18 protein-coding genes, 1 tRNA gene and 1 pseudogene are annotated in these 22,557 nt (G+C 62.4%); 8 read left to right on the top strand and 12 right to left on the bottom strand.

Features of this window, described 5'->3' with window-relative positions; translation table 11 throughout:
- Positions 1-44: 44 nt before the first annotated feature.
- Complete coding sequence (gltB, locus tag J2046_RS25970; RefSeq protein ID WP_210056765.1) at positions 45-4,766, bottom strand: glutamate synthase large subunit; 4,722 nt, start codon at positions 4,764-4,766, stop codon at positions 45-47.
- Positions 4,767-5,238: 472 nt separating this feature from the next.
- On the opposite strand from gltB, the gene J2046_RS25965 reads away from it, so the two are divergent.
- Entirely contained in the window at positions 5,239-6,291 is a 1,053-nt protein-coding gene (locus J2046_RS25965; RefSeq protein ID WP_210056763.1) for a threonine aldolase family protein, read from the top strand.
- Between the two features lie 12 nt (positions 6,292-6,303).
- Here the strand turns inward: J2046_RS25965 and J2046_RS25960 are convergent, their stop codons facing one another.
- Positions 6,304-7,170, bottom strand: a complete 867-nt coding sequence (locus tag J2046_RS25960) for a LysR substrate-binding domain-containing protein (RefSeq protein ID WP_210056761.1) — start codon at positions 7,168-7,170, stop codon at positions 6,304-6,306.
- 87 nt (positions 7,171-7,257) lie between these two features.
- Between J2046_RS25960 and J2046_RS25955 the strand changes: the two genes are divergently transcribed.
- Positions 7,258-8,256, top strand: a complete 999-nt coding sequence (locus J2046_RS25955; RefSeq protein WP_210056759.1) for a bile acid:sodium symporter family protein — start codon at positions 7,258-7,260, stop codon at positions 8,254-8,256.
- An 81-nt stretch (positions 8,257-8,337) separates the two neighbouring features.
- Here J2046_RS25955 and J2046_RS25950 read toward each other — a convergent pair whose 3' ends face one another.
- The 3 genes and pseudogenes from J2046_RS25950 to J2046_RS25940 all read right to left on the bottom strand — a co-directional run bounded on the left by J2046_RS25950 (position 8,338) and on the right by J2046_RS25940 (position 10,248).
- Positions 8,338-8,820, bottom strand: a complete 483-nt coding sequence (locus J2046_RS25950; protein ID WP_210056757.1) for an Hsp20 family protein — start codon at positions 8,818-8,820, stop codon at positions 8,338-8,340.
- A gap of 373 nt (positions 8,821-9,193) precedes the next feature.
- Positions 9,194-9,406: pseudogene (locus tag J2046_RS25945) on the bottom strand (hypothetical protein); the annotation flags it as partial.
- Between the two features lie 44 nt (positions 9,407-9,450).
- Positions 9,451-10,248, bottom strand: coding sequence for a DUF899 domain-containing protein (locus J2046_RS25940; protein ID WP_210056755.1), 798 nt, complete (start codon positions 10,246-10,248; stop codon positions 9,451-9,453).
- Between the two features lie 123 nt (positions 10,249-10,371).
- Here J2046_RS25940 and J2046_RS25935 point away from each other — a divergent pair, with 123 nt between their 5' ends.
- From J2046_RS25935 to J2046_RS25925, 3 genes are all read left to right on the top strand, one after another.
- A complete protein-coding gene (locus J2046_RS25935; RefSeq protein WP_210056754.1) occupies positions 10,372-11,589 on the top strand; it encodes a helix-turn-helix domain-containing protein in 1,218 nt (405 codons plus the stop codon).
- Between the two features lie 33 nt (positions 11,590-11,622).
- Complete coding sequence (locus tag J2046_RS25930; RefSeq protein ID WP_210056752.1) at positions 11,623-12,249, top strand: Vgb family protein; 627 nt, start codon at positions 11,623-11,625, stop codon at positions 12,247-12,249.
- Positions 12,250-12,365: 116 nt separating this feature from the next.
- A complete protein-coding gene (locus tag J2046_RS25925) occupies positions 12,366-13,355 on the top strand; it encodes an alpha/beta fold hydrolase (RefSeq protein ID WP_210056751.1) in 990 nt (329 codons plus the stop codon).
- Between the two features lie 9 nt (positions 13,356-13,364).
- On the opposite strand, the gene hisN is transcribed toward J2046_RS25925, so the two are convergent.
- Both hisN and J2046_RS25915 read right to left on the bottom strand, forming a co-directional pair.
- A complete protein-coding gene (gene hisN / locus J2046_RS25920; protein WP_210056749.1) occupies positions 13,365-14,141 on the bottom strand; it encodes a histidinol-phosphatase in 777 nt (258 codons plus the stop codon).
- 325 nt (positions 14,142-14,466) lie between these two features.
- Complete coding sequence (locus tag J2046_RS25915) at positions 14,467-15,354, bottom strand: N-formylglutamate amidohydrolase (RefSeq protein WP_210056747.1); 888 nt, start codon at positions 15,352-15,354, stop codon at positions 14,467-14,469.
- 186 nt (positions 15,355-15,540) lie between these two features.
- On the opposite strand from J2046_RS25915, the gene cpdR1 reads away from it, so the two are divergent.
- Together cpdR1 and J2046_RS25905 are read left to right on the top strand one after the other, a co-directional pair.
- Positions 15,541-15,903, top strand: a complete 363-nt coding sequence (gene cpdR1, locus J2046_RS25910) for a response regulator CpdR1 (RefSeq protein WP_037155914.1) — start codon at positions 15,541-15,543, stop codon at positions 15,901-15,903.
- 106 nt (positions 15,904-16,009) lie between these two features.
- Positions 16,010-16,084: transfer RNA gene (locus J2046_RS25905), tRNA-Val, on the top strand.
- 46 nt (positions 16,085-16,130) lie between these two features.
- Here the strand turns inward: J2046_RS25905 and J2046_RS25900 are convergent.
- Positions 16,131-16,967, bottom strand: a complete 837-nt coding sequence (locus J2046_RS25900) for a Hint domain-containing protein (RefSeq protein WP_210056745.1) — start codon at positions 16,965-16,967, stop codon at positions 16,131-16,133.
- Between the two features lie 313 nt (positions 16,968-17,280).
- Here J2046_RS25900 and J2046_RS25895 point away from each other — a divergent pair, with 313 nt between their 5' ends.
- Positions 17,281-18,183 carry a transglycosylase SLT domain-containing protein gene (locus tag J2046_RS25895; protein ID WP_411828556.1) on the top strand — a complete coding sequence of 301 codons (903 nt, stop codon included), beginning with the start codon at positions 17,281-17,283 and terminating at the stop codon, positions 18,181-18,183.
- Between the two features lie 278 nt (positions 18,184-18,461).
- On the opposite strand, the gene J2046_RS25890 is transcribed toward J2046_RS25895, so the two are convergent.
- The 4 genes from J2046_RS25890 to J2046_RS25875 form a co-directional block, all read right to left on the bottom strand.
- Positions 18,462-18,635, bottom strand: a complete 174-nt coding sequence (locus J2046_RS25890) for a DUF1328 domain-containing protein (protein ID WP_037155909.1) — start codon at positions 18,633-18,635, stop codon at positions 18,462-18,464.
- Positions 18,636-18,695: 60 nt separating this feature from the next.
- On the bottom strand, positions 18,696-19,730 hold the full coding sequence (locus tag J2046_RS25885) for an ABC transporter ATP-binding protein (protein WP_210056743.1): 1,035 nt from the start codon (positions 19,728-19,730) through the stop codon (positions 18,696-18,698).
- Positions 19,727-21,295 carry an ABC transporter permease gene (locus tag J2046_RS25880; RefSeq protein ID WP_210056741.1) on the bottom strand — a complete coding sequence of 523 codons (1,569 nt, stop codon included), beginning with the start codon at positions 21,293-21,295 and terminating at the stop codon, positions 19,727-19,729. The genes J2046_RS25885 and J2046_RS25880 overlap by 4 nt, the downstream gene beginning before the upstream one ends.
- 96 nt (positions 21,296-21,391) lie before the next feature.
- The gene (locus tag J2046_RS25875) at positions 21,392-22,444 is read right to left on the bottom strand and encodes an iron ABC transporter substrate-binding protein (RefSeq protein WP_210056738.1); all 1,053 of its coding nucleotides are present in this window, start codon (positions 22,442-22,444) and stop codon (positions 21,392-21,394) included.
- Positions 22,445-22,557 lie beyond the last annotated feature (113 nt).

The raw sequence follows: 22,557 nt of genomic DNA, 5'->3' as shown, positions 1-22,557 counted from the left end.
CTGTGATATGACATTGTCATATCACAGAATAACTCAAATCCAAACTACTCCGCCGCAATCCCCATCCGCATGCGCTCCATCTCCTCCAGCGCGCGCCGGTATTCAACCGGCATGACCTTTCGGAATTTCGGCCGGTACTCGCTCCAGCGATCAAGGATTTCCTTGGCGCGGTTCGAGCCCGTGTAGTGCAGATGATTGGAGATGAGCTGGTAAAGGCGCTCCTCGTCGTGGCGCGTCATGTCTTCGGAAACGTCGACGCGTCCCTTGTGCATGAGGTCGCCGCCGTGATGATGCAGCTTCTCCAGCATGTCGTCCTCTTCCGGCACCGGTTCGAGTTCGACCATCGCCATGTTGCAGCGCTTGGCGAAATCGCCGCTTTCGTCGAGCACATAGGCGACGCCTCCGGACATGCCGGCTGCGAAGTTGCGTCCCGTTTCGCCGAGAACCACGACGATGCCGCCGGTCATGTATTCGCAGCCGTGGTCGCCCACGCCTTCGACGACGGCGATGGCGCCGGAGTTACGCACTGCAAAGCGCTCGCCCGCCACGCCGCGGAAATAGCATTCGCCGGTGATCGCGCCGTAGAGCACCGTATTGCCGACGATGATCGCGTTCTCCGCCGCGAGCTTCGAGTTTTCCGGCGGGCGCACGATGATCCGGCCACCGGACAGGCCCTTGCCCACATAATCGTTGCCGTCGCCGACGAGATCGAAGGTGATGCCGCGCGCAAGGAACGCACCGAAGGACTGCCCCGCGGTGCCGCGCAGCGTCACATGGATCGTGTCGTCCTTGAGGCCCTTGTGGCCCCAGCGCTTGGCAAGCGCACCGGACAGCATCGCTCCGGCGGAACGGTCGACGTTCTTGATCGGCACTTCGAAGACCACCGGCTCCTTGCTCTCGAGTGCAGGTTGAGACTTTTCGATCAGCTTGCGGTCGAGAATGTCGTCGATCGGATGCTTCTGGCGGGTCGTCCAGTAGGTCGCTTCCTTGGGAGCCTCCACCTTGTGGAAGATCTTCGTGAAATCGAGCCCCCTGGCCTTCCAGTGAGCGAGCATCCCGTCCTTCTCCAGAAGCTCCGACATGCCGATGATGTCATCGAGCTTGGTGAAGCCAAGCGCGGCAAGCATCTCGCGCACTTCCTCGGCCACGAAGAAGAAATAGTTGATGACGTGCTCGGGAGTGCCCTTGAAGCGCTTGCGCAGGACCGGGTCCTGCGTGGCGACGCCCACGGGACAAGTGTTCAGATGGCACTTGCGCATCATGATGCAGCCGGCGGCGATCAACGGCGCAGTCGCGAAGCCGAACTCGTCGGCGCCGAGCAGCGCGCCGATGATGACATCGCGGCCGGTCTTGAGGCCACCATCGACCTGCAGCGCGATACGCGAACGAAGACCGTTCAGAACCAGCGTCTGCTGGGTTTCCGCAAGACCGATCTCCCATGGGCTGCCGGCGTGCTTCAGCGAGGTGAGCGGCGAAGCGCCCGTGCCGCCATCGAAGCCCGCGACCGTGATATGGTCGGCGCGCGCCTTGGCGACGCCCGCCGCAACCGTGCCTACACCCACTTCCGAGACGAGCTTGACGGAAATGTCCGAGGTCGGATTGACGTTCTTCAGGTCGTAGATGAGCTGCGCCAGATCTTCGATCGAATAGATATCATGGTGCGGCGGCGGCGAGATGAGGCCGACACCCGGCGTGGAATGACGGGTCTTGGCGACGGTAGCATCCACCTTGTGGCCGGGCAGCTGGCCGCCTTCGCCGGGCTTGGCACCCTGGGCGACCTTGATCTGCAGCATGTCGGCATTGACCAGGTATTCGGTGGTCACGCCGAAGCGGCCGGAAGCGACCTGCTTGATCGCCGAGCGTTCCGGGTTCATCGAACCGTCCGGCAGCGGCATGTACCGATCGCTTTCCTCGCCGCCCTCGCCGGTGTTCGACTTGCCGCCGATCCGGTTCATGGCGATCGCCAGCGTCGTATGCGCCTCCCTGGAGATCGAGCCAAAGGACATCGCCCCCGTGGAGAAACGCCTGACGATGTTCGCCGCCGGCTCCACCTCGTCGATGGAGACAGGCTTGCGGCCGATCGCGCCCGCCGTCTTGATCTTGAAGAGGCCGCGGATCGTGTTCATCCGCGATGATGTCTCGTTCACCATCTCGGCGAACTCGCGATAGCGATCCTGGCTGTTGCCGCGCACCGCATGCTGCAGCGAGGCAATGGCATCCGGGGTCCAGGCATGGCTTTCGCCGCGCATGCGATAGGCGTATTCGCCGCCGATATCGAGCGTCGAGGCAAGAACCGGATCCTTGCCGAACGCCGCATGGTGGCGCGTGACGGTTTCCTCGGCGATCTCCTTCAGGCCCACGCCCTCGATCGTCGTCGCTGTGCCGAAGAAATACTTTTCGACCAGTTCCGACGACAGGCCGACGGCGTCGAAGATCTGCGCGCCGCAATAGGACTGGTAGGTGGAAATGCCCATCTTGGACATGACCTTCAGGATGCCCTTGCCCACCGCCTTGATGTAACGATAGACGATTTCCTGGGCATCGACCTCCTTCGGGAATTCGCCGCGGGCATGCATGTCGACCAGCGTGTCGAAGGCGAGATAGGGGTTGATCGCCTCCGCCCCGAACCCGGCAAGACAGCAGAAATGGTGGATTTCGCGTGGTTCGCCGGATTCCACGACGAGGCCGACGGACGTGCGCAGGCCCTTGCGGATCAGGTGATGGTGCACGGCCGCGGTCGCCAGAAGCGCCGGGATCGCGATGCGGTCCGGTCCAATCTGCCGGTCGGAAAGCACGATGATGTTGTAGCCGCCCTTGACCGCCGCTTCCGCCCGCTCGCAGAGCCGGTCGAGCATTTCCGGCATGCCTTCGGCGCCGCGCTCGATATCATAGGTGAAATCGAGCGTCTTGGTATCGAAGCGGTCTTCCGTGTGGCCGATCGAGCGGATCTTTTCCAGATCTCCGTTGGTCAGGATCGGCTGGCGCACTTCCAGACGCTTGGCATTCGCCATGCCCTCATGGTCGAGGATGTTGGGACGCGGACCGATGAAGGACACGAGGCTCATGACGAGCTCCTCGCGGATCGGGTCGATCGGCGGATTGGTGACCTGCGCGAAGTTCTGCTTGAAATAGGTATAGAGCAGCTTCGACTTCATCGACATTGCCGAGATCGGCGTATCGGTGCCCATCGAGCCGATCGCTTCCTGGCCGGTCGTCGCCATCGGCGACATCAGGATCTTGGTGTCCTCGCTGGTGTAGCCGAACGCCTGCTGGCGGTCGAGCAACGATACGTCGCGACGCAGCGCCCGGGGCTCCACCGGCTTGAGGTCCTCCAGGATGAGCTGGGTGCGGTCGAGCCAGTTGCGATAGGGATGCTTGGTCGCAAGCTCGCTCTTCACCTCCTCGTCGGAGATGATGCGGCCCTTTTCCATGTCGATCAGCAGCATCTTGCCCGGCTGGAGGCGCCACTTCTTGATAATGGTCTCTTCCGGCACCGGCAGGACACCGGCCTCGGACGCCATGATGACGCGGTCGTCGTCGGTGACGACGTAGCGGGCGGGCCTGAGGCCGTTGCGGTCGAGCGTGGCGCCGATCTGCTTGCCGTCGGTGAAGGCGACCGCCGCAGGGCCGTCCCACGGCTCCATCAGCGCCGCATGGTATTCGTAGAAGGCCTTGCGGTCCTTCGACATAGACTGGTTGCCGGCCCAGGCTTCCGGGATCAGCATCATCACGGCATGGGCAAGCGAATATCCGCCGCGCACGAGGAACTCGAGCGCGTTGTCGAAACAGGCCGTATCCGACTGGCCTTCGTAGGAGATCGGCCAGAGTTTGGAAATGTCGTCGCCGAAGAGCGGTGAGGAGACCGATGCCTGACGCGCCGCCATCCAGTTGACGTTGCCGCGCAGCGTGTTGATCTCGCCGTTATGGGCGACCATGCGGTAGGGATGCGCAAGCTTCCAGGAGGGGAAGGTGTTGGTCGAGAACCGCTGGTGCACCAGCGCCACGGCCGTTTCGAAACGCGGGTCCGACAGGTCCTTGTAATAGGCGCCGACCTGATAGGCCAGGAACATGCCCTTGTAGACGATGGTCGAGGACGACAGCGAGACCGGATAAAAACCGGTCTCCTGGCCGCCGAAGGCGTCGTAGATACGGTTGGAGATCACCTTGCGGACGAGGAAGAGCTGGCGCTCGAACTCAAGGTTCGTCGCAGCATCCCGACCCGCGCCGATGAAGACCTGCAGGTGGTAGGGCTCGGTCGCCGCGATATCCGGCGCCTTCGACAGCGAGGAATTGTCGACCGGCACTTCGCGGAAGCCAAGGAACTGCTGCCCCTCCTCCGCGATCACATCGACGATGACCTTCTTGAAATGTTCGATCTGATCGGCGTCGCGCGGCATGAAGAAATGGCCGACGGCGTATTCGCCGGCCTTCGGCAGGGTGACGCCCTGCGCCGCCATCTCCTCACGGAAGAAGCGGTCGGGGATCTGCACGAGGATGCCGGCGCCATCGCCCATCAGCGGATCGGCTCCGACAGCGCCGCGATGCGTCAGGTTTTCAAGAATGAAGAGGCCGTCCTTGACGATCTGATGCGACTTCTTCCCCTTCATATGGGCGATGAAGCCGACGCCGCAGGCATCGTGCTCGTTGCGGGGGTCATACAGACCCTGGCGCATCGGCACACCGGAGGCGACAAAGGGGACGCGTGCTTTCGTCTCGGCGGAGGCCTGAGCCTGATGGCCGGGCACCTGGGAGATCATCTTCGTCATCGTCATTCCTCCTGTTGGCCGCGTCGAAGCGGGCAAAGTGGCTTTCATTTGTCTCGTTCGGATGACAGACTGCCCGCCACCTTCTTTCACGCGATGGCGCCGCTCCAGCGTCAGATGCAGCTTTGCAGCGCAGCATAACCCGGATCGGCGCCGACGTCAGCGGAAAAGAGTGGCAGACCAGCCCTTCATCTTCCAAAATTAGGACAGCATTTCTGTCCTAATTCCCGCTTTCTATGGCACAGATTAGAGCGATTAACAAGAGTATGGATTGAAAATTTCGAGGCCGCCGCGACAGGAGATTGCCGGACAACGCGTAAGCGCGAAATTTAATTACTTCAAAGGTCTGGCCATATTCAGATGATTGCCCCGAATATAGGTCCGCGGGGGTGATAGCGCCTTTACCGTTGATTGTGAGGCCAAAACGCCTAATCTGCGCCGGACCTCTTCAAAAGCTCTCCCAAGGTGTCCTTTCATGTTCTTCGCTTCCGACAACTGGGCCGGCGCCCATCCCGCCATCAATGAACGTCTTTCGAAGGAATCGACCCGGTTCGCCGCCGCCTATGGCACGAGCGACCTGGACAAAGCGGTCGAAGCTCGTTTCAACGAGATTTTCGAGCGTGAGGTGTCCGTCTATTTCGTCTCCACCGGCACAGCGGCCAACTCGCTGTCACTGGCGAGCGTCGCCCGTGTCGGCGGCGTCGTTTTTTCCCATTCGGAAGCGCATGTGATTGAAGACGAGTGCGGTGCGCCGGATTTCTTCAGCAACATGCGCATGGTTCCGGTCGACGGCGAAAACGGCAAGATGGCCCCCGCGAACCTCGCAAGCGGCATTGCCGGCTTCCCGCAGGATTCGCTGCATCACGGCCGCGCCGCCGCCGTCACCCTCACCCAGGCGACGGAAAGCGGCACCATCTATACGCTCGACGAGATCGAAACACTCTCGACCATCGCCAAGGCGAACGGCCTGCCGGTCCACATGGATGGCGCGCGCTTTGCCAATGCGCTGGTGGCGCTCGGCACGACGCCGGCCGAAATGACATGGAAGCGCGGCGTCGACATCCTCTCCTTCGGCGGCACGAAAAACGGCTGCTGGTGCGCCGAGGCGATCGTCTTCTTCAATCCCGAACTGGCGAAGGACTTCGCCTTCATCCGCAAGCGCGCCGCCCAGCTTTTTTCGAAGACCCGTTTCATCTCGGCGCAGTTCGAAGCCTATCTGCAGGATGATCTTTGGCTCGGCATGGCACGCCACGCCAACACCATGGCCGATCGGCTGCGCGCCGGCATCCGTTCGCTGAACAGCACGCGGCTTGCCTGGGACACGACCTCCAACGAGGTTTTCGCCGTGCTCAACAAGGCTTCCGCCGAAGCCGCCCAGGCCAGGGGGGCAAAATTCTACGACTGGCCGGCACCGCACGCCATGCCGGAACCGGTGAAGGATGACGAGATGCTGATCCGCCTCGTCACAAGTTTTGCGACGACCGAGGACGACATCGACCAATTCCTGTCGATCTGCAAGGCAGGCTGACGGCCGCGAATATCAGGCCGCGTTGCGCTGATGCTGCGGCACAATCTGCGCCTTGATCAGGCTCGACAGCGCCTCCGTGAGCGCGGCATCCGCGCCGCGCCGGGGGATCAGCACGAACTCGGCGTCCTCCAGCACCGGCAGCCGGTCGGCCGGAATTTCCTTCAGGCCCGAAGGCGCCATGCTGCGCGGCTGCACGAGCACGCCCATGCCGGCCCGCGCCGCGGCGGTAAGCCCACTCAGGCTTTCGCAGGTGCAGACGATTCGCCAGGGCATCCTTTCCCGGTCGAGCGCCTCCTGCGCCACGCGCCGTGTAATGGATGGCGGCGGAAAGGCGATGAGCGGCAGAGCGTTGCCGCGCGAAAGAATGAGGTCGGGATCGCGCGCCAGCCAGACGAGCGGCTCGCGATAGAGAAGCCGCCCATGCGTCTCACCGACATGCCGCTTGGCGAGCACGAGGTCCAGGTCGCCCTCATCCTGCATCTGGTGAAGCACGGCCGACAGCGCCACGGTCAATTCCAGGTCGGCCAGGGGATAGAGCCGGATGAAATCCTCAAGGATGGCGGTGAGTCGGCTCGCCACCACGTCCTCCGACACCCCGAGCCGCAGCCGCCCGCGCAAGCGGCTCTCGCCGAACAGCGAGGCAACCTTGCCATTCAATTCCAGCATGCCGCGCGCGTAGCCCAGCAACGCCTCGCCTTCCGCGGTCAGCCTGACCTGATGCGTATCGCGCAAGACGAGCTGTCGCCCGAGCGATTTCTCCAGCCGCTGGATATGCTGCGTGACGGTCGACTGGCCGATGCCGAGGCGGGCTGCGGTTTCCGTGAAACTGCCGGTCTGCTCCAGCATGACGAAACTGTTCAGGTGGTGAAGGTTCAGCATGGCTATCCGCCTTCGTGATAACTGTTAATGTTTGCATTCTGCTTCATGATAAGCGAGAGATAAAGCCTCATTTCGAGGAACATGCTCATGAGCCGCTTTCTGCCGGACCGTTTCACGGTCTTTCTGGTCTGCACCGTCATCCTCGCCTCCGTCCTGCCGATCCATGGGCAGTGGGCGGAGTGGTTCGGCGTCGCGACCGATTTCGCCATCGGCCTGCTGTTCTTCCTGCACGGCGCGCGCCTGTCGCGCGATGTCGTGGTGGCGGGCTTCCTGCACTGGCGTCTGCATCTGACAATCCTCGCCACCACCTTCGCGATCTTCCCCCTGCTCGGGCTGGCGATCGGCTTCATCCCGTCGGATATCCTGCCGCCCGCGCTCTATGCCGGCATCCTGTTCCTCTGCGTCCTGCCCTCGACGGTGCAATCATCGATCGCCTTCACCTCGATTGCCGGCGGCAACGTGCCGGCGGCGATCTGCGCCGCATCCGGCTCGAATATCTTCGGCATGTTCCTGACCCCGCTGCTCGCCGGCCTGCTGCTCTCGACCACCGGCGACGGAGGTTTTTCGTGGGATGCGCTGGAAAGCATCCTTTTGCAGCTTCTGGCACCGTTCGTCGCCGGCCAGATCCTCCAGCCCTGGATCGGCAATTGGATTCGCTCGAAGAAGAAGATCCTCGCCCCGGTCGATCGCGGTTCGATCCTGATGGTCGTCTATCTCGCCTTTTCCGAAGCGGTCATGGAAGGTCTCTGGCACACCTTCTCGGCCGTCGATATCGGTGTCGTCATCCTGGTCGACATGGCTCTTCTGGCAGTGGTGCTCTGCATCACCATGTTCGGCAGCCGCGCGCTCGGCTTCAACAAGGAAGACGAGATCACAATCACCTTCTGCGGCTCGAAGAAATCGCTGGCGAGCGGCGTGCCGATGGCAAACGCTATCTTCGCCAACCAGTCGTCCTCGATCGGCGCGATCGTGCTGCCGCTGATGCTCTTCCACCAGATCCAGTTGATGGCCTGCGCCGTCATCGCCCAGAAATACGCCAACCGGCTGAGGGCGAAGGAAGAAGAAGGAGTGGCTGCGGCCGCCTGAAACAAAAAAGCGGCCCTTCCGTTTCCGAAAGGGCCGCAAACTCGGCTTGCTGCTTTGACTGGAGGTCTTGAGGGCCGAGGGTCAGTTGACCTGCTGCGGCGTGACCTGAGCCTCGATCGTCTTCGCGGTATCGCCGGCTTCCGCGGCGATCGCGATGCGGCGGGGCTTCATGGCTTCCGGGATATTGCGCAGAAGGTCGATATGAAGCAGGCCGTTCTTCAGCGAAGCGGACTGGACCTCGACATGATCGGCAAGCTGGAAACGGCGTTCGAAGGCGCGCTTGGCGATGCCGCGATAAAGATATTCGCTCTGGCCGCCGGCCTCTTCTTCGCTCTTTTCACCTTTCACGGTCAGCACATGGGCATGGGCTTCGAGCGAAAGTTCCTTTTCATCGAAACCGGCGACGGCCATGGTGATGCGATAGGTGTTTTCGCCGGTCCGCTCGATATTATAGGGCGGGTAGCTCGGGGTCTGGTCAACGGTGCCACGGTTGTCGAGCAGGTTGAAAAGACGGTCAAAACCGACGGTGGATCGGTAAAGGGGGGAAAAATCGACGTGACGCATGATGTCCTCCTTGGGAAGCGACGTTGCGGTTTTCGTTTGGCTCCGCCTCCCGTAATGGCGATGGCGGACCGTTCACGCGGACCCTTTTTGGCGCCCGCAGGATGAAGATGGGCATTGCGCTCCCGTCGTTCAAGGCCTCTTCGAAGGCTCGTCCGCGAACCTCCGGCCGGCATGAACCGGGCATGAATATGGGATTCCTGTGACGTTCAGGATCGCCGCGATAGTACGGGAAGCAGGACTGCCTCCCGAAAACGTCATTCGTCCCTTCAGTCATCATCTTCCGGGACCGTGCGGTTTTTCTGAACTGCCGGTCCCGGTTTCTTTTTGCCCGGCATGTCGTCTCGGCGCGCGACCTCCCTGCGCAACGGAGGCATCAGGACCGGCGCGAGACAGGCCTCGGATCGGAAACCCGCCTGAGCCAGGGCGCCAGATGGAAGACGCTCATCAGCAGGTACATCGGGACCATTCCGCCGAACGGCGACATGTCGTGCACGGAGGAGCAGATCATGTCCGCGCTGCCGGTCGCGGCCGTCAGCAGCGCCATGATCGCGAATGTCGGTGCGGCGGCAAGGGACAGCCAGTCGGAGACCGGCCTCCCTTTTGCATTGTCGCGGTGGAGCGGCATCGGTATCACCCCCTGCCATACCTGTCGTGGTGGCGCCACCAGATACCGTTCTCGTTGCGGCCCCTGGGCGCACGATCGAGCCATTGATACATTCCCCACAGGCCGTCCAGTCCGCGCGCATAGCTGGAATAGGTGTGGTAGACGACACCGTCTTCGAGCACGAAGGCGCTGACGCCCGGCCTGTCGCGCGCATAGGTGGCGACGTCGGTTCCGGTCGAAGCCGCGATCTGGGCGATAGGGCTTTCGCTGCCGCCCTGCTGCCATTCCGGAACGGTCTGGCCTCTTGGGGGCCCCGCCAGCGGCGGCTCGCGGCGGAAATTGTATTCGATCGTGCCTTCGCGCTGCTGGTCCGCGGTGAACCAGACGCTGAAGTCGGCATTGAAGTCGCCGCCGTTCGAGGACGCCCAGGGAAAGCTCCATCCCATCCGCTCTTTAAAGGCCTGCAGCTTTTGAAGCGGTGCCCGCGACACGGCGGAGAAGGCCACGTCATGGTTCTCAAGGTGAACGACGACGCCGTTGAACCCGTCGGCGATCGAGGAGCAGGACGGGCAGCCGGCTGTATAGTCAGGCCCGAACATGAAATGGTAGACGAGAAGCTGCGAACGCCCTCCGAAAAGGTCCGCCAGCGAGGCGCTCCCCTCATCGGTCTCGAACCGATACTCCTTGTCGATCCGCACCCAGGGCAGTTCCTGGCGCCGCAGAGCCAGTTCGTCGCTCCTTCTTGTCAGTTCCTTCTCGGCCTTCAGCAGGTCTAGCCGTGCCTTCAGCCACTCTTCGCGTGTCCCGGTCGTATGTGTCATCATCGCTTTTCTCCATTTTGACCGCCTGCCGCCGCCCGATTTCCGGTACGACGGTTGCTTGCTGGTCGTGAATAAACTAGGTCCGTTTGGTAAGAGGGTGGGAGTTACAAGTGTGACGGGATTCCGATGGACTCGCTGATCACCGCTGCGGCACGTGCACTGGCGGCAGGCGATCCGCTCTATGCCTTGAAACACGTCGCGCTGCGGGACGACGCGCCTGCCCTTGCGCTGAGAGGCATCGCCATGGCGCAGCTCGGCGAACTCGATCGGGCAAAGATGCTTCTCAAAAATGCGGCGCGCGCCTTCGGTTCGAGAGAGGCGGTGGCCCGCGCGCGGTGTATCGTCGCCGAAGCCGAGATCGCGCTCGTCTCCCGCGACCTTACCTGGCCCACTAGGGCGCTCGACGCGGCGCGGGTGACGCTCGAAACCCATGGAGACAGCCTCAACGCCGCCCATGCGCGGAACCTGGAGGTCCGGCGCCTGCTCCTGATCGGCCGTCTCGACGAGGCGGAGCGCATGCTTGCCGGTCTCGATCCGGCACCGCTACCGCCGGCCTCGAGGGCCGCCCGCGCGCTGGCGGTTGCGGGAATAGCGATCCGCCGTCTGCGGACCAGGGCGGCGCGCGCAGCGCTTGCCGAGGCCGGACAGGCCGCAATCGAAGCGAAAATCCCCGCACTGATAGCCGAGGTCGAAAGCGCTTCCCTCGTCTTCAGCGCACCAGCAGCACGGCTGGTCGCCCGCGGCGATGAACGCCCTCTCCTGCTCGATGAGGTCGAAGCGCTGCTGGCATCGGGCACGCTCGTCGTGGACGCGTGCCGCAACGTCGTGCGGGACGAAAAAACGATAGTCCCGCTTGCGACACGCCCGGTCCTCTTCGCGCTTCTCCGCGCTCTGGCCGAAGCCTGGCCCGCCGATGTATCGAGGAGCACGCTGCTTGCCCGTGCTTTCCGGGCGAGACATGCCGACGAATCCCATCGTGCCCGGCTGCGCGTCGAAATCGGGCGGCTTCGCGCGGAACTTCGAACGCTGGCGGATGTGAAGGCGACGAAACGTGGCTTTGCACTGGTGCCGCGCGCCTTGGAAGTCGTTGTGCTGGCGCCGCCCGTCGAGGAACAGCATGCGTCCGTGCTCGCCTTCCTCGCCGATGGCGAATCGTGGTCGAGCTCGGCGCTCGCAATTGCGCTCTGCTTGAGCCCGCGTACCGTGCAGCGGGCGCTTGAGCAGCTTGCGGCGGCGGGCAAGGTGCAGTCATACGGCCGCGGACGGGCGCGTCGCTGGATGACCCCACCCGTGCCGGATTTCCCGACAACCTTGTTACTCCCGGGCCCGCTGCCGAGCAGCTAGATTGGAGGCACGAAGAAAGAAGGGATGGAAACCATGAAACGATCTCAAGCCGAAATCCTCCGTGAATACGGCCCCTTCCCGGACGTGGAACAGGTGGGAGGCGTCACCTTCGATGGCCGGCATGTCTGGTTCGCGTCGGGTGACAGGTTGAATGCGCTCGATCCGGCAAGCGGTGAGGTCGTGCGTTCGATCGGCGTCCCCGCGCATGCGGGAACGGCCTTCGACGGCCGGCATCTGTTCCAGATCGCCGAAGACCGCATCCAGAAGATCGATCTGGCAACCGGCCGCGTGCTCGCCACGATCCCGGCGCCCGACGGCGGCTCGTCCGGTCTTGCCTGGGCCGAGGGAACTCTCTGGGTCGGACAGTACAGGGACAGGAAAATCCACCGGATCGATCCGGAAACGGGAGCAATCCTGCGCACCATCGAGTCCAACCGTTTCGTCACCGGCGTCACCTGGATCAATGGCGATCTCTGGCACGGCACCTGGGAAAATGACGAGAGCGAGTTGCGGCGGATCGATCCGGAAACGGGAGAAGTGCTGGAAAGGCTCGGCATGCCCGCCGGAGCCAACGTGTCGGGGCTCGAATCCGACGGTGGCGACCGGTTCTTCTGCGGCGGCGGAAACAACAGCAAGGTCAGGGCCGTCCGCCGGCCTTGAGCCATGGCATTCGAGACCCGGACCATCGCCCGTGAGGACACCCATGCCGGCTTCATCGGCGCCCGGCCATTCTTTTTCCCTTGACGTTCCGCCGCCCTCGCCTATCGCTTATCGGCATGACAGAAGCAGAAGCCTCCGCCAGCGACGTCCTCCACCACACCCCGGCCAATCCGGCGCCGGCGAACTATACGGCCGGCTATTTCACCGGCCATCGCGGCACAAAACTGCGTTACGGCCTCTTCCGCTCCGAGATTTCGCCGGCGGTCGGCACGGTCGTCGTCATGCAGGGCCGTAACGAATTCATCGAAAAGTATTTCGAGACGATCCGCGACCTGAATGCGATGGGCCTATGGGTCGCCACGTTCGACCTGCGCGGCCAGGGCGGCTCGGATCGTTTGACGAAGAACCCGCGCAAGGGCCATGTCCGCCGCTTTTCCGATTACGAACGGGACCTCGAAATCTTCCTCGAACAGATCGTCCTGCCGGATGCCCGCCTGCCCTTCTTTCTCCTCGGCCATTCCACCGGCGCGCTGATCGCGCTCTCAGCCGCCCCGCGACTGTCGACCCGCATTCATCGTATGACGCTTTCGGCGCCCTATATCGCGCTTTCGGGCCAGGGCGCACCGGAAGGCGCGATCCGCACGCTCGCCGGCCTCGCCTCCTGGACCGCACTCGGCAGCATCTCGATGGGTACGGACCAGAGTCGCCGTCCCTTCGAGGGCAACCCGCTCACTTCCGACATCGCCCGCTTCCATCGCAACGCGGAAATCATTGCAGCTCATCCGGAGCTGACGGTCGGCGCACCGACGGCCCGCTGGCTGCATGAGACCTTCAAGGCAGCCCGCCGTGTATCGAGCCAGGCGCATCTGACCCGGATCACCATTCCGACATTGATCTTCGCCCCCATGCTCGATGGCGTCGTGCCCTACCGGGCGCAGGAGGAACTGTCGAGGAAATTCCGGGCCGCCCAACTCATTACCGTCAACGGGGCGCGCCACGAGCTCTTTCAGGACAGGGATATCTACCGGGCCCAGGGGCTGGCCGCAATCGAAGCCTTCATGCCGGGTCTGGACGGCGGCTTCGGCCTGTCCGAAACCGCCGCCTGATTCCTCTCGTCACCTTCCCGAAAGCAGCGCCAGCGCCTCTTCATGAACGGCCTTGCTGCCGGCGGCGACGATGCTGCCGCCACCTTCCGGCCGCCCACCGTCCCAGGTGGTGATGATGCCGCCCGCCTGCTCGATGAGCGGGATGAGCGCCCCGACGTCGTAAGGCTTCAGCCCGTTCTCGACGACGATGTCCACATGGCCGGCGGCAAGCAGCGCGTAGGCATAGCAATCGCAGCCGTAGCGGAAGAGCCGCGCCCTGCTTTCGACCATCCGGTATTTCTCCATCTCTCCGCCCACGAAAAGATGGGGCGACGTGGTGAAGAGGATCGCGTCGCTCAGCGTTTTGCAGTCACGTGTAAAAATCTGCCGCTCGCCGTCAGGCCCTCGATACCAGGAACGCATACCGTCGGCGAAATAGCGCTCGCCGGTGAAGGGCTGGTCGACGAGGCCCATCGTTGCGCGGCCGTTCGATTGGAAGCCGATCAGCGTGCCCCAGACCGGCAGGCCGGAAATGAAGGCGCGCGTGCCGTCGATCGGATCGATCACCCAGATGTGCTCGCGATCCAGACCGATATTCTCATGCTCCTCGCCGAGAATGCCGTGCTCCGGGAACTTTTCCGTAATCAGCGTGCGAATCGCGGTTTCGGCGGCGCGATCGCCCTCCGTCACGGGATCGAATCCGTCCTCCAGCTTGTTCGTCACATAGGCGCCGGTACGGAAGCGCGGCAACGTCTCCGCCTTGGCGGCATCGGCAAGCTCGTAGAAGAAGTTGCGGTCGGGAAGCATGGAAATCCCTCGATGGATGGATGCTTCTTGTAATCACGTTTCCCGGAACTGGAAACCGGTTTCGTCGACCCTCGCCGAAGACGGCGCGAAGCCCTGCCGCAAATCTCACCACTTCGCCCAAAAATGACGCAAATTTAATCAACTAAAAAAGTTGCTTGACATTTGTGCAGCGCACCACTACCGTTGTCATACAGTCTTTGACTGTAAATACCCTCCTTGGGTGTTTCCTCCCTAGACTTAGCCGCGCTCCAAAGCGCGGTTTTTTTTGCCTGCCAATCGGGGATCGGCAGAAAATACATTCGGTGAGCCTCTGGAAGCCTGGAATTTATTCCGCGGCGAGCGCGCTGTTGCCGCCGGCGAAATCGACGACGAAATCGGCCATCTGCCGCATGAAGGTGGAAAGGGCTGCAGCAATCGCCGGGAATTCCGGCTTCTTGGCGAGTGTTACTTCGTCCACGTAGAGCGCCCGGTTGACCTCGATCTGCAGGGCGTGCAGCCCCCTGACCGGCCTTCCGTAATGTTCGGTGATGAAGCCACCGGCATAAGGTTTGTTGCGCACGGCCGAAAAGCCCATCTCCCCCAGGAAATGCAGTGCGGCGCGCGAAAGCTCGGCCGACGCGCTGGTGCCATATCGGTCGCCGATGATGAAGTCCGGCCGCACGTCGGAGCCGGAGAGCCGGATATTGCCGGGCATGGAATGACAATCGATGAGGATGGCGAGCCCAAAGCGGGCGTGGGTACGGGCGATCAGCTTCCTGAGGCAGGCATGATAAGGTTTGTAGATCGCCTCGACGCGGGACATACCCTCTTCGACGGACAGGCGGCGGCGATAGATTTCCATGTTTTCGGCAACGATGCGCGGGATCGTGCCGAGACCGCCCGCGACACGCATCGAACCGATATTGACGAAAGGCGGCAAAGGCCCGTCGAACATGCGCGGATCGAGCTCATAAGGCTCGCGGTTGACGTCCAGATAGGCGCGCGGAAAATGGGCGAGCAGCAATGGGGCACCGAGTTCCGGCGCATCGGCAAACAGCTCGTCGACATAATGATCGGCGGAGCGGCGGATGGCGAGCGAATCGAGATTGGCCTGAGCCAGGAAGGCAGGCGGATAGAGCCGGCCGCTGTGCGGCGAATTGAAAACGAAGGGGATGGTCTGCGTTGCGGGCTCCCTTACTTCGAAATGCTCAAAATCACCCGCGTTGCAATCCATCCTGCCTTTACCATGTCACGAACTTGTTCGGAAACCCATGTTGCCAGTTGCCCGGCGCGAAGTCCATACTATCTATACCTCGCCACCCTCCTCTTCCACCTCCATTAAACGGATGTTTACCGCGTCTTGGCAGTGTAATAGGTCTCTAAAACTCTTTGAAATCTGCATTGGATACGGTCCCCGGAGATGAATCAGAAAATCCTTCTCGCCGAAGACGATAACGATATGCGCCGCTTCCTCGTGAAGGCGCTCGAAAAGGCGGGCTACAAGGTGGCTTCCTTCGACAATGGCGCAAGCGCCTACGACCGGCTGCGCGAGGAACCTTTCTCGCTGCTCCTGACCGATATCGTAATGCCCGAAATGGACGGGATCGAACTTGCCCGCCGCGCGACAGAACTCGATCCGGACCTGAAGGTGATGTTCATCACCGGATTTGCGGCTGTCGCGCTCAACTCCGATTCCAAGGCACCGAAGGACGCCAAGGTCCTCTCCAAGCCCTTCCACCTGCGCGATCTTGTGGATGAAGTGAACAAGCTGCTCGCCGCTTGAGCCGCGAAAAGTCCGGAAATGCGGAGCCTTCAAAAAACCTTCGCATTTCGTTTCAAAAACCAGTTGACGGCCCGACCAGTCTATGGTCTATGCGCCGCCATCGGATGGGCGTGTAGCTCAGCGGGAGAGCACTACGTTGACATCGTAGGGGTCACAAGTTCGATCCTTGTCACGCCCACCATTCCGATCTCGTTGTAGACGTGGATTCCCGATCCCGTCGGTTCAGATCAACAGGCGATTCTTTCACCCCGGGCAGCAAGTCTCACATGGGCGTCCCGCGTTGGCGTCCGTGCTCGAATGAGCCCCGCCGAGGCCAGCCGCAAAAGCGCCTTCAGGTGCTCGCGGCCGCCATAGCCGACGATCGGCGCATAGGGGCTCATGGTGAGGTTGACGTCTGCCGGATAAAGACGCGCAAACTCGGCGAAGTTCGTAAAGCCCTCATAATTGTCTGCATTGAGCTGGAAACTTTCGACGGGAGCCCCTTCGGCCAGGATCACCTGGTGAGCGTCCAGCAGGATCTGGAAATACTCGATTGCGTGGCTTTTCGCGGGCAACTCGGGCACAATCGTGGTCCCGTTGACGAGATCTTTGGCCCGGATGAGAACGCCATCGATGTAGAGAGAGTGGCCGGGGGAGAGATAGAGCTTCCTTTTCGGCGTACCTTCATCCAGGGCGGATGGCGATATGCGAATCGGCACCACGTCCATGTTCCAGGCCAGCCCCCTGCATTTGTAGGTTTGAAGGCCGATCCATTTGATCGGCAGCGCCTTGCCGCCAATCGTTTCGACCAGGTCGCCGATGCGAAGCTCCTCAACAGGGACTTCACCTTTCGGTGTCATGATCGAGGTGCCGCGCAGCAGGCACATGGGGTTCTTTCCAGGGCCTTTGCCCGGCTTGTCCCCGCCTTTTTTCCACCATGCCCTTCCACCGGCTTCGGCCGAAGATGAAGAAATGATCGTGCCGGCGAGCGAACCCATTGCCACGATCCTGGCGGTTGTCGCGGCGGTCAGGCCTAGCAAATGTCGTCGCGCACTGTCGATCTCCGAACGATCTTTACCGGTCATCGTCATTCTCCCTTACAGCCCATAATGCAGCTATCTTGCGCGCGCTTCTCGTCAGGGAGAATTTCCATCTTAGTGGATGAATTGCAGACAAACGATTACGACAATACCGCAAAAGTATTAGGATCGGCCCAAACCTGGAACAGACACGCGAGAGTTCGAGCATGCTGTTATCGCCGGCACCTGCGGACCGTTGCGGTGTGCTATCATTGCCGGCATGAAAGCCCCTTCTTCAGCCGCGTCGTCAAGCGACGATAACCGCCATCTGCGCTGTCAGGGGGGAGAGCTTGCGGTAACGGCAATCCGTCGTCTGTTCATGGCAATGCTGGCTTTATCCGCGGCAGCGACCTCTCCCTCTGTCGGTCTGACTGCGGACGAGGAGGCTGCGTCCAAGGCCTGCCTCTATGAACGTTCCGCAAAGGAGGATGGCCAGGCGTTGTGCATCGGGCAAGAAAGCTATGATCGCGATCTGTGCCGGGTAATGGAGCATGTCGCACGCGCCAACGCTCTGCCGCCGCAATTCTTCGCGCGCCTCATCTGGCGGGAAAGCCTGTTCCGCGCCGAAGCCGTGAGCCCGAAAGGTGCGGAGGGCATCGCCCAGTTCATGCCGGGGACCGCGAAGCGCCGCGGGCTTGCGAACAGCTTTGATGTCATCGAGGCTCTCGCTGCATCCTCCCTTTATCTGAGTGAGCTACGTGACCGTTTTGGCAATCTCGGCCTCGCGGCAGCGGCCTACAACGCCGGCGAAGCTGGCCTCCAGACTTTCCTGAAGGTCGACCGTCTGCCGATCGAAACCCGGGACTACGTATTCGCCATCACGGGACATACCGTCGAGACCTGGAAGGACAAGCCGCCTGAAGCCGCCGCCCCTGCCCTCGATGCGGACAAGTCTTTCATGGAAGGCTGCGTCGAACTCGCCGAGACGCGGCGCCTGCAGGAGCCTGTCATGATCGGCTCTGCCGACTGGGCTCCCTGGGGTGTTCAGCTTTCGGCCCATTATGATCCCACCGTCGCAAGCCGGCTCTTTGTCAGCGCGATTGGAAGACTTCCTGAGCCGCTTGGCAGCGAACGCGCACTGATCGTCCGGCAGAAGGGCGGCAACTTCGGCTACCGGCCAAGATATGCGGCAAGGATTGGAAGGGCGACCCGCGCCGAAGCGACTGAACTCTGCACCCGGATCAAGGCGGCCGGCGTACCGTGTACCACATTCAGGAACTGAACGGCGCAGCCCGGCCAGCCTAAAGTTGCCCCACAAATGGCCGGACTGCAAATTTCTTTCACGACCGTACCGAATCGCCGCGAACTGACCTCGTGAAGCGACATCAGATGTGCCAAACGCGACGCACCTGCCTTGCTGAGGTAGGTTTTCCCCAACTTGCCCTGTCCGAATTTCGGCAGGGCTTTTTTGTTTTCGGAGATGGAAGACCTAGCTCATAAGGAGCCGAGATCGGCAAGCCTCGTGGATTCGCGGGTTACCGCAGATACTCTTCCAGGGCGTCACATCACCGCGCCGCCGGCCATGAGCGCCAGCACGAGGAATACCAGGAAGATGACGAGGAAGAGGAAGAAGAGAAATTTCGCAATCGTTGCGGTGGCCGCCGAGATGCCGGAAAAACCGAGAAAACCGGAGATCAGCGAGATGACGAGGAAGATCAGAGCCCATTTCAGCATGGAACTTGTTCCTTCTTGTTGATGGCCGCATAACGTGAAGGAAGGTTCCAGGGTTCCCGGCTATCGAAAAACGTGCGCTGCCCCCGAGACACCGATCATCACCCGATCCCCAGGAAAAAGCGCCTCGCGGCTCGGAATGTCGAGGCGGAAGGAAAACGCTTCTGCGCCACCGAGCGTGATCCGAACATCCGAGGTCGCTCCGCAGAAATTGATCTCGGCGATCGTGCCCGGGGCTCCTGCGCCACCCGCCTGCGTCACCGAAATCTGCTCCGGCCGGAGCATGATCTCGGCCTTGCCCCGATAGACCGTGTCGTCGACCGGCAGGAGGCCCAGCGGGCTTTCCGCGCGGCCTTCGCCGATCACTGCCGGCAGCACGATCGCCTCGCCGAGGAAGGCGGCGGTCACCGGATCGACCGGCTTCGAATAGACCTCGCGCGGAGTACCCACCTGCGCGAACTTCCCGGCACGCATCACCGCCACCTGGTCGGCAAAGGCGAGCGCCTCCCCCTGGTCGTGGGTGACGAGCAGCGTGGTGATGCCTGCCGCCGTCAGCACGTCCGTCACCGCCTTGCGGGTGGCGGCGCGAAGTCCCGTGTCGAGCGCCGAAAACGGTTCGTCGAGCAGCATCAGCCGCGGCTTGCGGGCAAGCGCGCGGGCGAGCGCCACGCGCTGCTGCTGGCCGCCGGAAAGCTGATCCGGCCGACGGGAAAGCATGGCGCGGTCAAGGCCCACCATGCCCATCAGTTCCGCCGCCTTCGCCTCCTTGACGGCCCGCTCAGCGTCCAGTCCAAAGCCGATGTTCTGCGCTACCGTGAGATGCGGGAAGAGGCAGCCGTCCTGCGCCACGATGCCGATGCCGCGCTTGTGCGCCGGCACCTGGGCCGAACCGTCCGCCAGCAGCTGCCCGCCGAACACGATCGTGCCATCGTCCGGCTGGTCGAAGCCGGCGACGAGGCGAAGCAGCGTGGTCTTGCCGCAACCGGACGGCCCGACGATCGCCGTGCGGCTGCCGGCCGCGACCGAAAGGTCGACGCCGTCGAGCGCGGCCACCATGCCGTATCGTTTGCGCAGGGAATTGAGTTGGAGAAGCGTCATCGCCCGGCGATCTTCTTGGACTGGTAGTGGAGAAGCCATATGAGCGGCATGGAAAAGATGACCATCAGCAGAGCATAGGGGGCAGCGCCGGCATAGTCGATCTCGCCCGTCAGCGCAAAGAAGGCCATGGCGAGCGTGCGTGTGCCGTTCGGCGCCAGCATCTGCGTCGCCGTCAGTTCGTTGATGATCCCGAGCGAGGCGAGCGCCACGCCTGCGGCGGCGCCAGGGGCGGCGAGCCTGACTGTCGTCGACCAGAGCGCATTGCCGGGCGAGCGGCCAAGGCTGGCGGCCGCCTGCTCGAGTTCCACGGGCACCTGGGCAATGCTCGCCCTCAGGCTCACCAGCGCCCGCGGCAGGAACATCACGACATACGCAAGCACGATGGTCGCAACCGTCTGGTAGAGAGGCAGCATGACGCGCACGGTGACGGTGACGAGCGCCAGCGCCACGACGACACCCGGCATGGAACTCGCGAGATAGTAGCAGCCTTCGAGGAAGCGGGTCGCACGGGTCGGCCGGCGCACCGAAAGCCAGGCGATCGGCACGGCGGCAGCGGTCGTCGCCAGCCCGCCGATCAGGCAGATGGCGAGCGTCTGGATGAGCGAAAGACCGACCTCGTCCATCCGCCAGATGCCTGAGCCCCCGGCAATCAGCCAGCGGCCGATGGTCAGAGCCGGAATGCCGAGCGAAAAGGCGGCGACCGTCAGCGGCAGCAGCAGGCAGGGATATTTCCATTTGCCCAGCCGGATAATCTTCAGTTGGCGCGCGACGCCCGGTCCGAGCCGCGCATAACGCCGGTGGCCGCGAAGCGTAGCCTCAAGGCCGAGCAGCACGAAACAGCAGAGCACCAGAACCAGCGCCAGCATATGCGCGGCCGTGCCGTTATAGGTCGACTGGAACTGGTCGATGATCGCGGTCGTGAACGTGTCGAAGCGGATCATCGCGAAGAGCCCGTATTCGGCAAGCAGGTGCAGGCCGATCAAAAGCATGCCGCCGCAAAGCGCCAGCCGAAGCTGCGGCAGCACGACGCGCCGGAAAACGGCGAAGGGCGCAAGCCCCAGGGAGGCCGCCTGATCCTCCAGCGCCGGATCGAGCAGGCGGAAGGCGGCGGCAAGCGGCAAATAGAGGAAGGGAAAATAGGCGACGACCGAGATCGCCACCCCGGCAAAAAGCCCGTGAAGGCTCGGCCACGTGCCGATCCAGGCGTAGGAATGCACAAAGGCCGGCACGGCAAGCGGTGCCACCGCGAGCCAGGACCACAGGCGCGCGCCCGGCAGGTCGCTGCGTTCAGTCAGCCAGGCAAGCGACACGGCAACCACGGTACAGATCGGAATGGTGAAGAAAATCAGGAGGATGGTGTTGACCATCAATTCACCGACCCGGCCGCGAAAGATGAGCAGCGCGGCCGTTTCCCAGCCGGTGACAACGGTTGCCCACAGCACGAAACCAAGCGGCAGCAGCGCCACCACCGCCACCGCGACCGCAATGGTCAATGTCCAGGACGAGGCCGCCGGCATGCGGCGGCGCGGTGCAACTGGAACACTGGTGTCAGCGATGGAACTCATGGAAAACCCGAAAAACATGAGACATCGCAGGTAAGCCCTGCGATGTCTCCATGCAACACTTATTGCTGAGTATTAGAGCAAACTTATTGCCGCATCTCAGAGGAGGCCGGCCGCCGTCATCATGTCGGTCACCTTGGCATTGTTGAGTGTCGAAGGCTCCACCTTCGGCGCCTGCAATTCGTCGAGCGGCACGAGCGCCTTGTTGGACGCTTCACCCTTACCGACCGCGTATTCGAAGGATGTGCCGTCGCGCAGCACCGCCTGGCCACCCTTGCCCGTCACCCACTTGAGGAAGGCCTGCGCCTGTTCCTTGTGCTTCGAGGAGGCAAGGATGCCGCCGCCGGAGATGGAGACGAATGCACCCGGATCCTGGTTCCTGAAATAATGCAGCGCGACGTTCTTCGAGTTTTCACCGGTCTTCGCCTGATCGCCGAAATAGTAATAGTGATAGATCAGCGCACCCTCGGTCTGGCCGGCATTGACGGCCCTCATCGCGGTGGAATTGCCGCGATAGGCGGTGAAGCTCTCCTTCATACCCTTGAGCCAGTCCGCCGTCGCTTCCTCGCCCTTGAGCTGCAGCAGCGCGCCGACGATCGCCTGGAAATCGGCGCCCGAGGGAGATGCGGCCCAGCGGCCCTTCCATTCGGGATTGGCGAGATCGAGCATGGATTTCGGCAATTTGTCTTCGGAAAGTTTCGTCTTGTCATAGGCAAAGACGGTGGAGCGGGCGGCAATGCCGATCCAGTGGCCGTCCGCCGGACGGAACTGTTCCGGAACCTGCTCGAGCGTCGCCGGATCGACCGGGGCGAAAAGCCCCTTGCCATCGACCAGTGCCATGGCCGGCGAATTTTCGGTCAGGAACACGTCGGCCGGCGAATTGGCGCCTTCCTGGACGATCTGGTTGGCGAATTCGAGGTCCGAGCCGTTGCGCACCGTCACCGCGATGCCGGTCTCCTCTGTGAAGGCTTCGACCCATTCCTTCGTCAGCCCCTCGTGCTGGGCGTTGTAGATGGTGATGCTGTCGGCCACCTGTGCCGAAGCCGGTGTCGAAAGTGCGAAGACGGAGAGGGCAAGCGCCGCGGCGCCAGCAAAGACGGGGGAAGAAGTTTTCAAGGTCGCCTCCAAGCGAGAACTTACGCGGGCCGTCATAGCGAAACACGAGAACAGCGGTCAAGTTAAGGCGCGTTCCCAAATATGTGAATGAGGGCGGAGCCAGGCGAATCAGCTATGGCTAAGTCGAACGCATCGGGAACGAGCCCGCC

The sequence above is a fragment of the Neorhizobium petrolearium genome (genome assembly GCF_017873175.1).
GTDB classification, from domain to species: domain Bacteria; phylum Pseudomonadota; class Alphaproteobacteria; order Rhizobiales; family Rhizobiaceae; genus Neorhizobium; species Neorhizobium petrolearium.
The sequence above is the reverse complement of the archived record's forward strand: the minus strand, read 5'-3'. Positions and strand labels throughout refer to the sequence as shown.

What these genes read in the sequence shown, in the direction of transcription:
- gltB (WP_210056765.1), bottom strand. Translation starts at nt 4,766, where the DNA reads ATGACGAAGATGATCTCCCAGGTGCCCGGCCATCAGGCTCAGGCCTCC.
- J2046_RS25965 (WP_210056763.1), top strand. Translation starts at nt 5,239, where the DNA reads ATGTTCTTCGCTTCCGACAACTGGGCCGGCGCCCATCCCGCCATCAAT.
- J2046_RS25960 (WP_210056761.1), bottom strand. Translation starts at nt 7,170, where the DNA reads ATGCTGAACCTTCACCACCTGAACAGTTTCGTCATGCTGGAGCAGACC.
- J2046_RS25955 (WP_210056759.1), top strand. Translation starts at nt 7,258, where the DNA reads ATGAGCCGCTTTCTGCCGGACCGTTTCACGGTCTTTCTGGTCTGCACC.
- J2046_RS25950 (WP_210056757.1), bottom strand. Translation starts at nt 8,820, where the DNA reads ATGCGTCACGTCGATTTTTCCCCCCTTTACCGATCCACCGTCGGTTTT.
- J2046_RS25940 (WP_210056755.1), bottom strand. Translation starts at nt 10,248, where the DNA reads ATGATGACACATACGACCGGGACACGCGAAGAGTGGCTGAAGGCACGG.
- J2046_RS25935 (WP_210056754.1), top strand. Translation starts at nt 10,372, where the DNA reads ATGGACTCGCTGATCACCGCTGCGGCACGTGCACTGGCGGCAGGCGAT.
- J2046_RS25930 (WP_210056752.1), top strand. Translation starts at nt 11,623, where the DNA reads ATGAAACGATCTCAAGCCGAAATCCTCCGTGAATACGGCCCCTTCCCG.
- J2046_RS25925 (WP_210056751.1), top strand. Translation starts at nt 12,366, where the DNA reads ATGACAGAAGCAGAAGCCTCCGCCAGCGACGTCCTCCACCACACCCCG.
- hisN (WP_210056749.1), bottom strand. Translation starts at nt 14,141, where the DNA reads ATGCTTCCCGACCGCAACTTCTTCTACGAGCTTGCCGATGCCGCCAAG.
- J2046_RS25915 (WP_210056747.1), bottom strand. Translation starts at nt 15,354, where the DNA reads ATGGATTGCAACGCGGGTGATTTTGAGCATTTCGAAGTAAGGGAGCCC.
- cpdR1 (WP_037155914.1), top strand. Translation starts at nt 15,541, where the DNA reads ATGAATCAGAAAATCCTTCTCGCCGAAGACGATAACGATATGCGCCGC.
- J2046_RS25900 (WP_210056745.1), bottom strand. Translation starts at nt 16,967, where the DNA reads ATGACCGGTAAAGATCGTTCGGAGATCGACAGTGCGCGACGACATTTG.
- J2046_RS25895 (WP_411828556.1), top strand. Translation starts at nt 17,281, where the DNA reads ATGGCAATGCTGGCTTTATCCGCGGCAGCGACCTCTCCCTCTGTCGGT.
- J2046_RS25890 (WP_037155909.1), bottom strand. Translation starts at nt 18,635, where the DNA reads ATGCTGAAATGGGCTCTGATCTTCCTCGTCATCTCGCTGATCTCCGGT.
- J2046_RS25885 (WP_210056743.1), bottom strand. Translation starts at nt 19,730, where the DNA reads ATGACGCTTCTCCAACTCAATTCCCTGCGCAAACGATACGGCATGGTG.
- J2046_RS25880 (WP_210056741.1), bottom strand. Translation starts at nt 21,295, where the DNA reads ATGAGTTCCATCGCTGACACCAGTGTTCCAGTTGCACCGCGCCGCCGC.
- J2046_RS25875 (WP_210056738.1), bottom strand. Translation starts at nt 22,444, where the DNA reads ATGACGGCCCGCGTAAGTTCTCGCTTGGAGGCGACCTTGAAAACTTCT.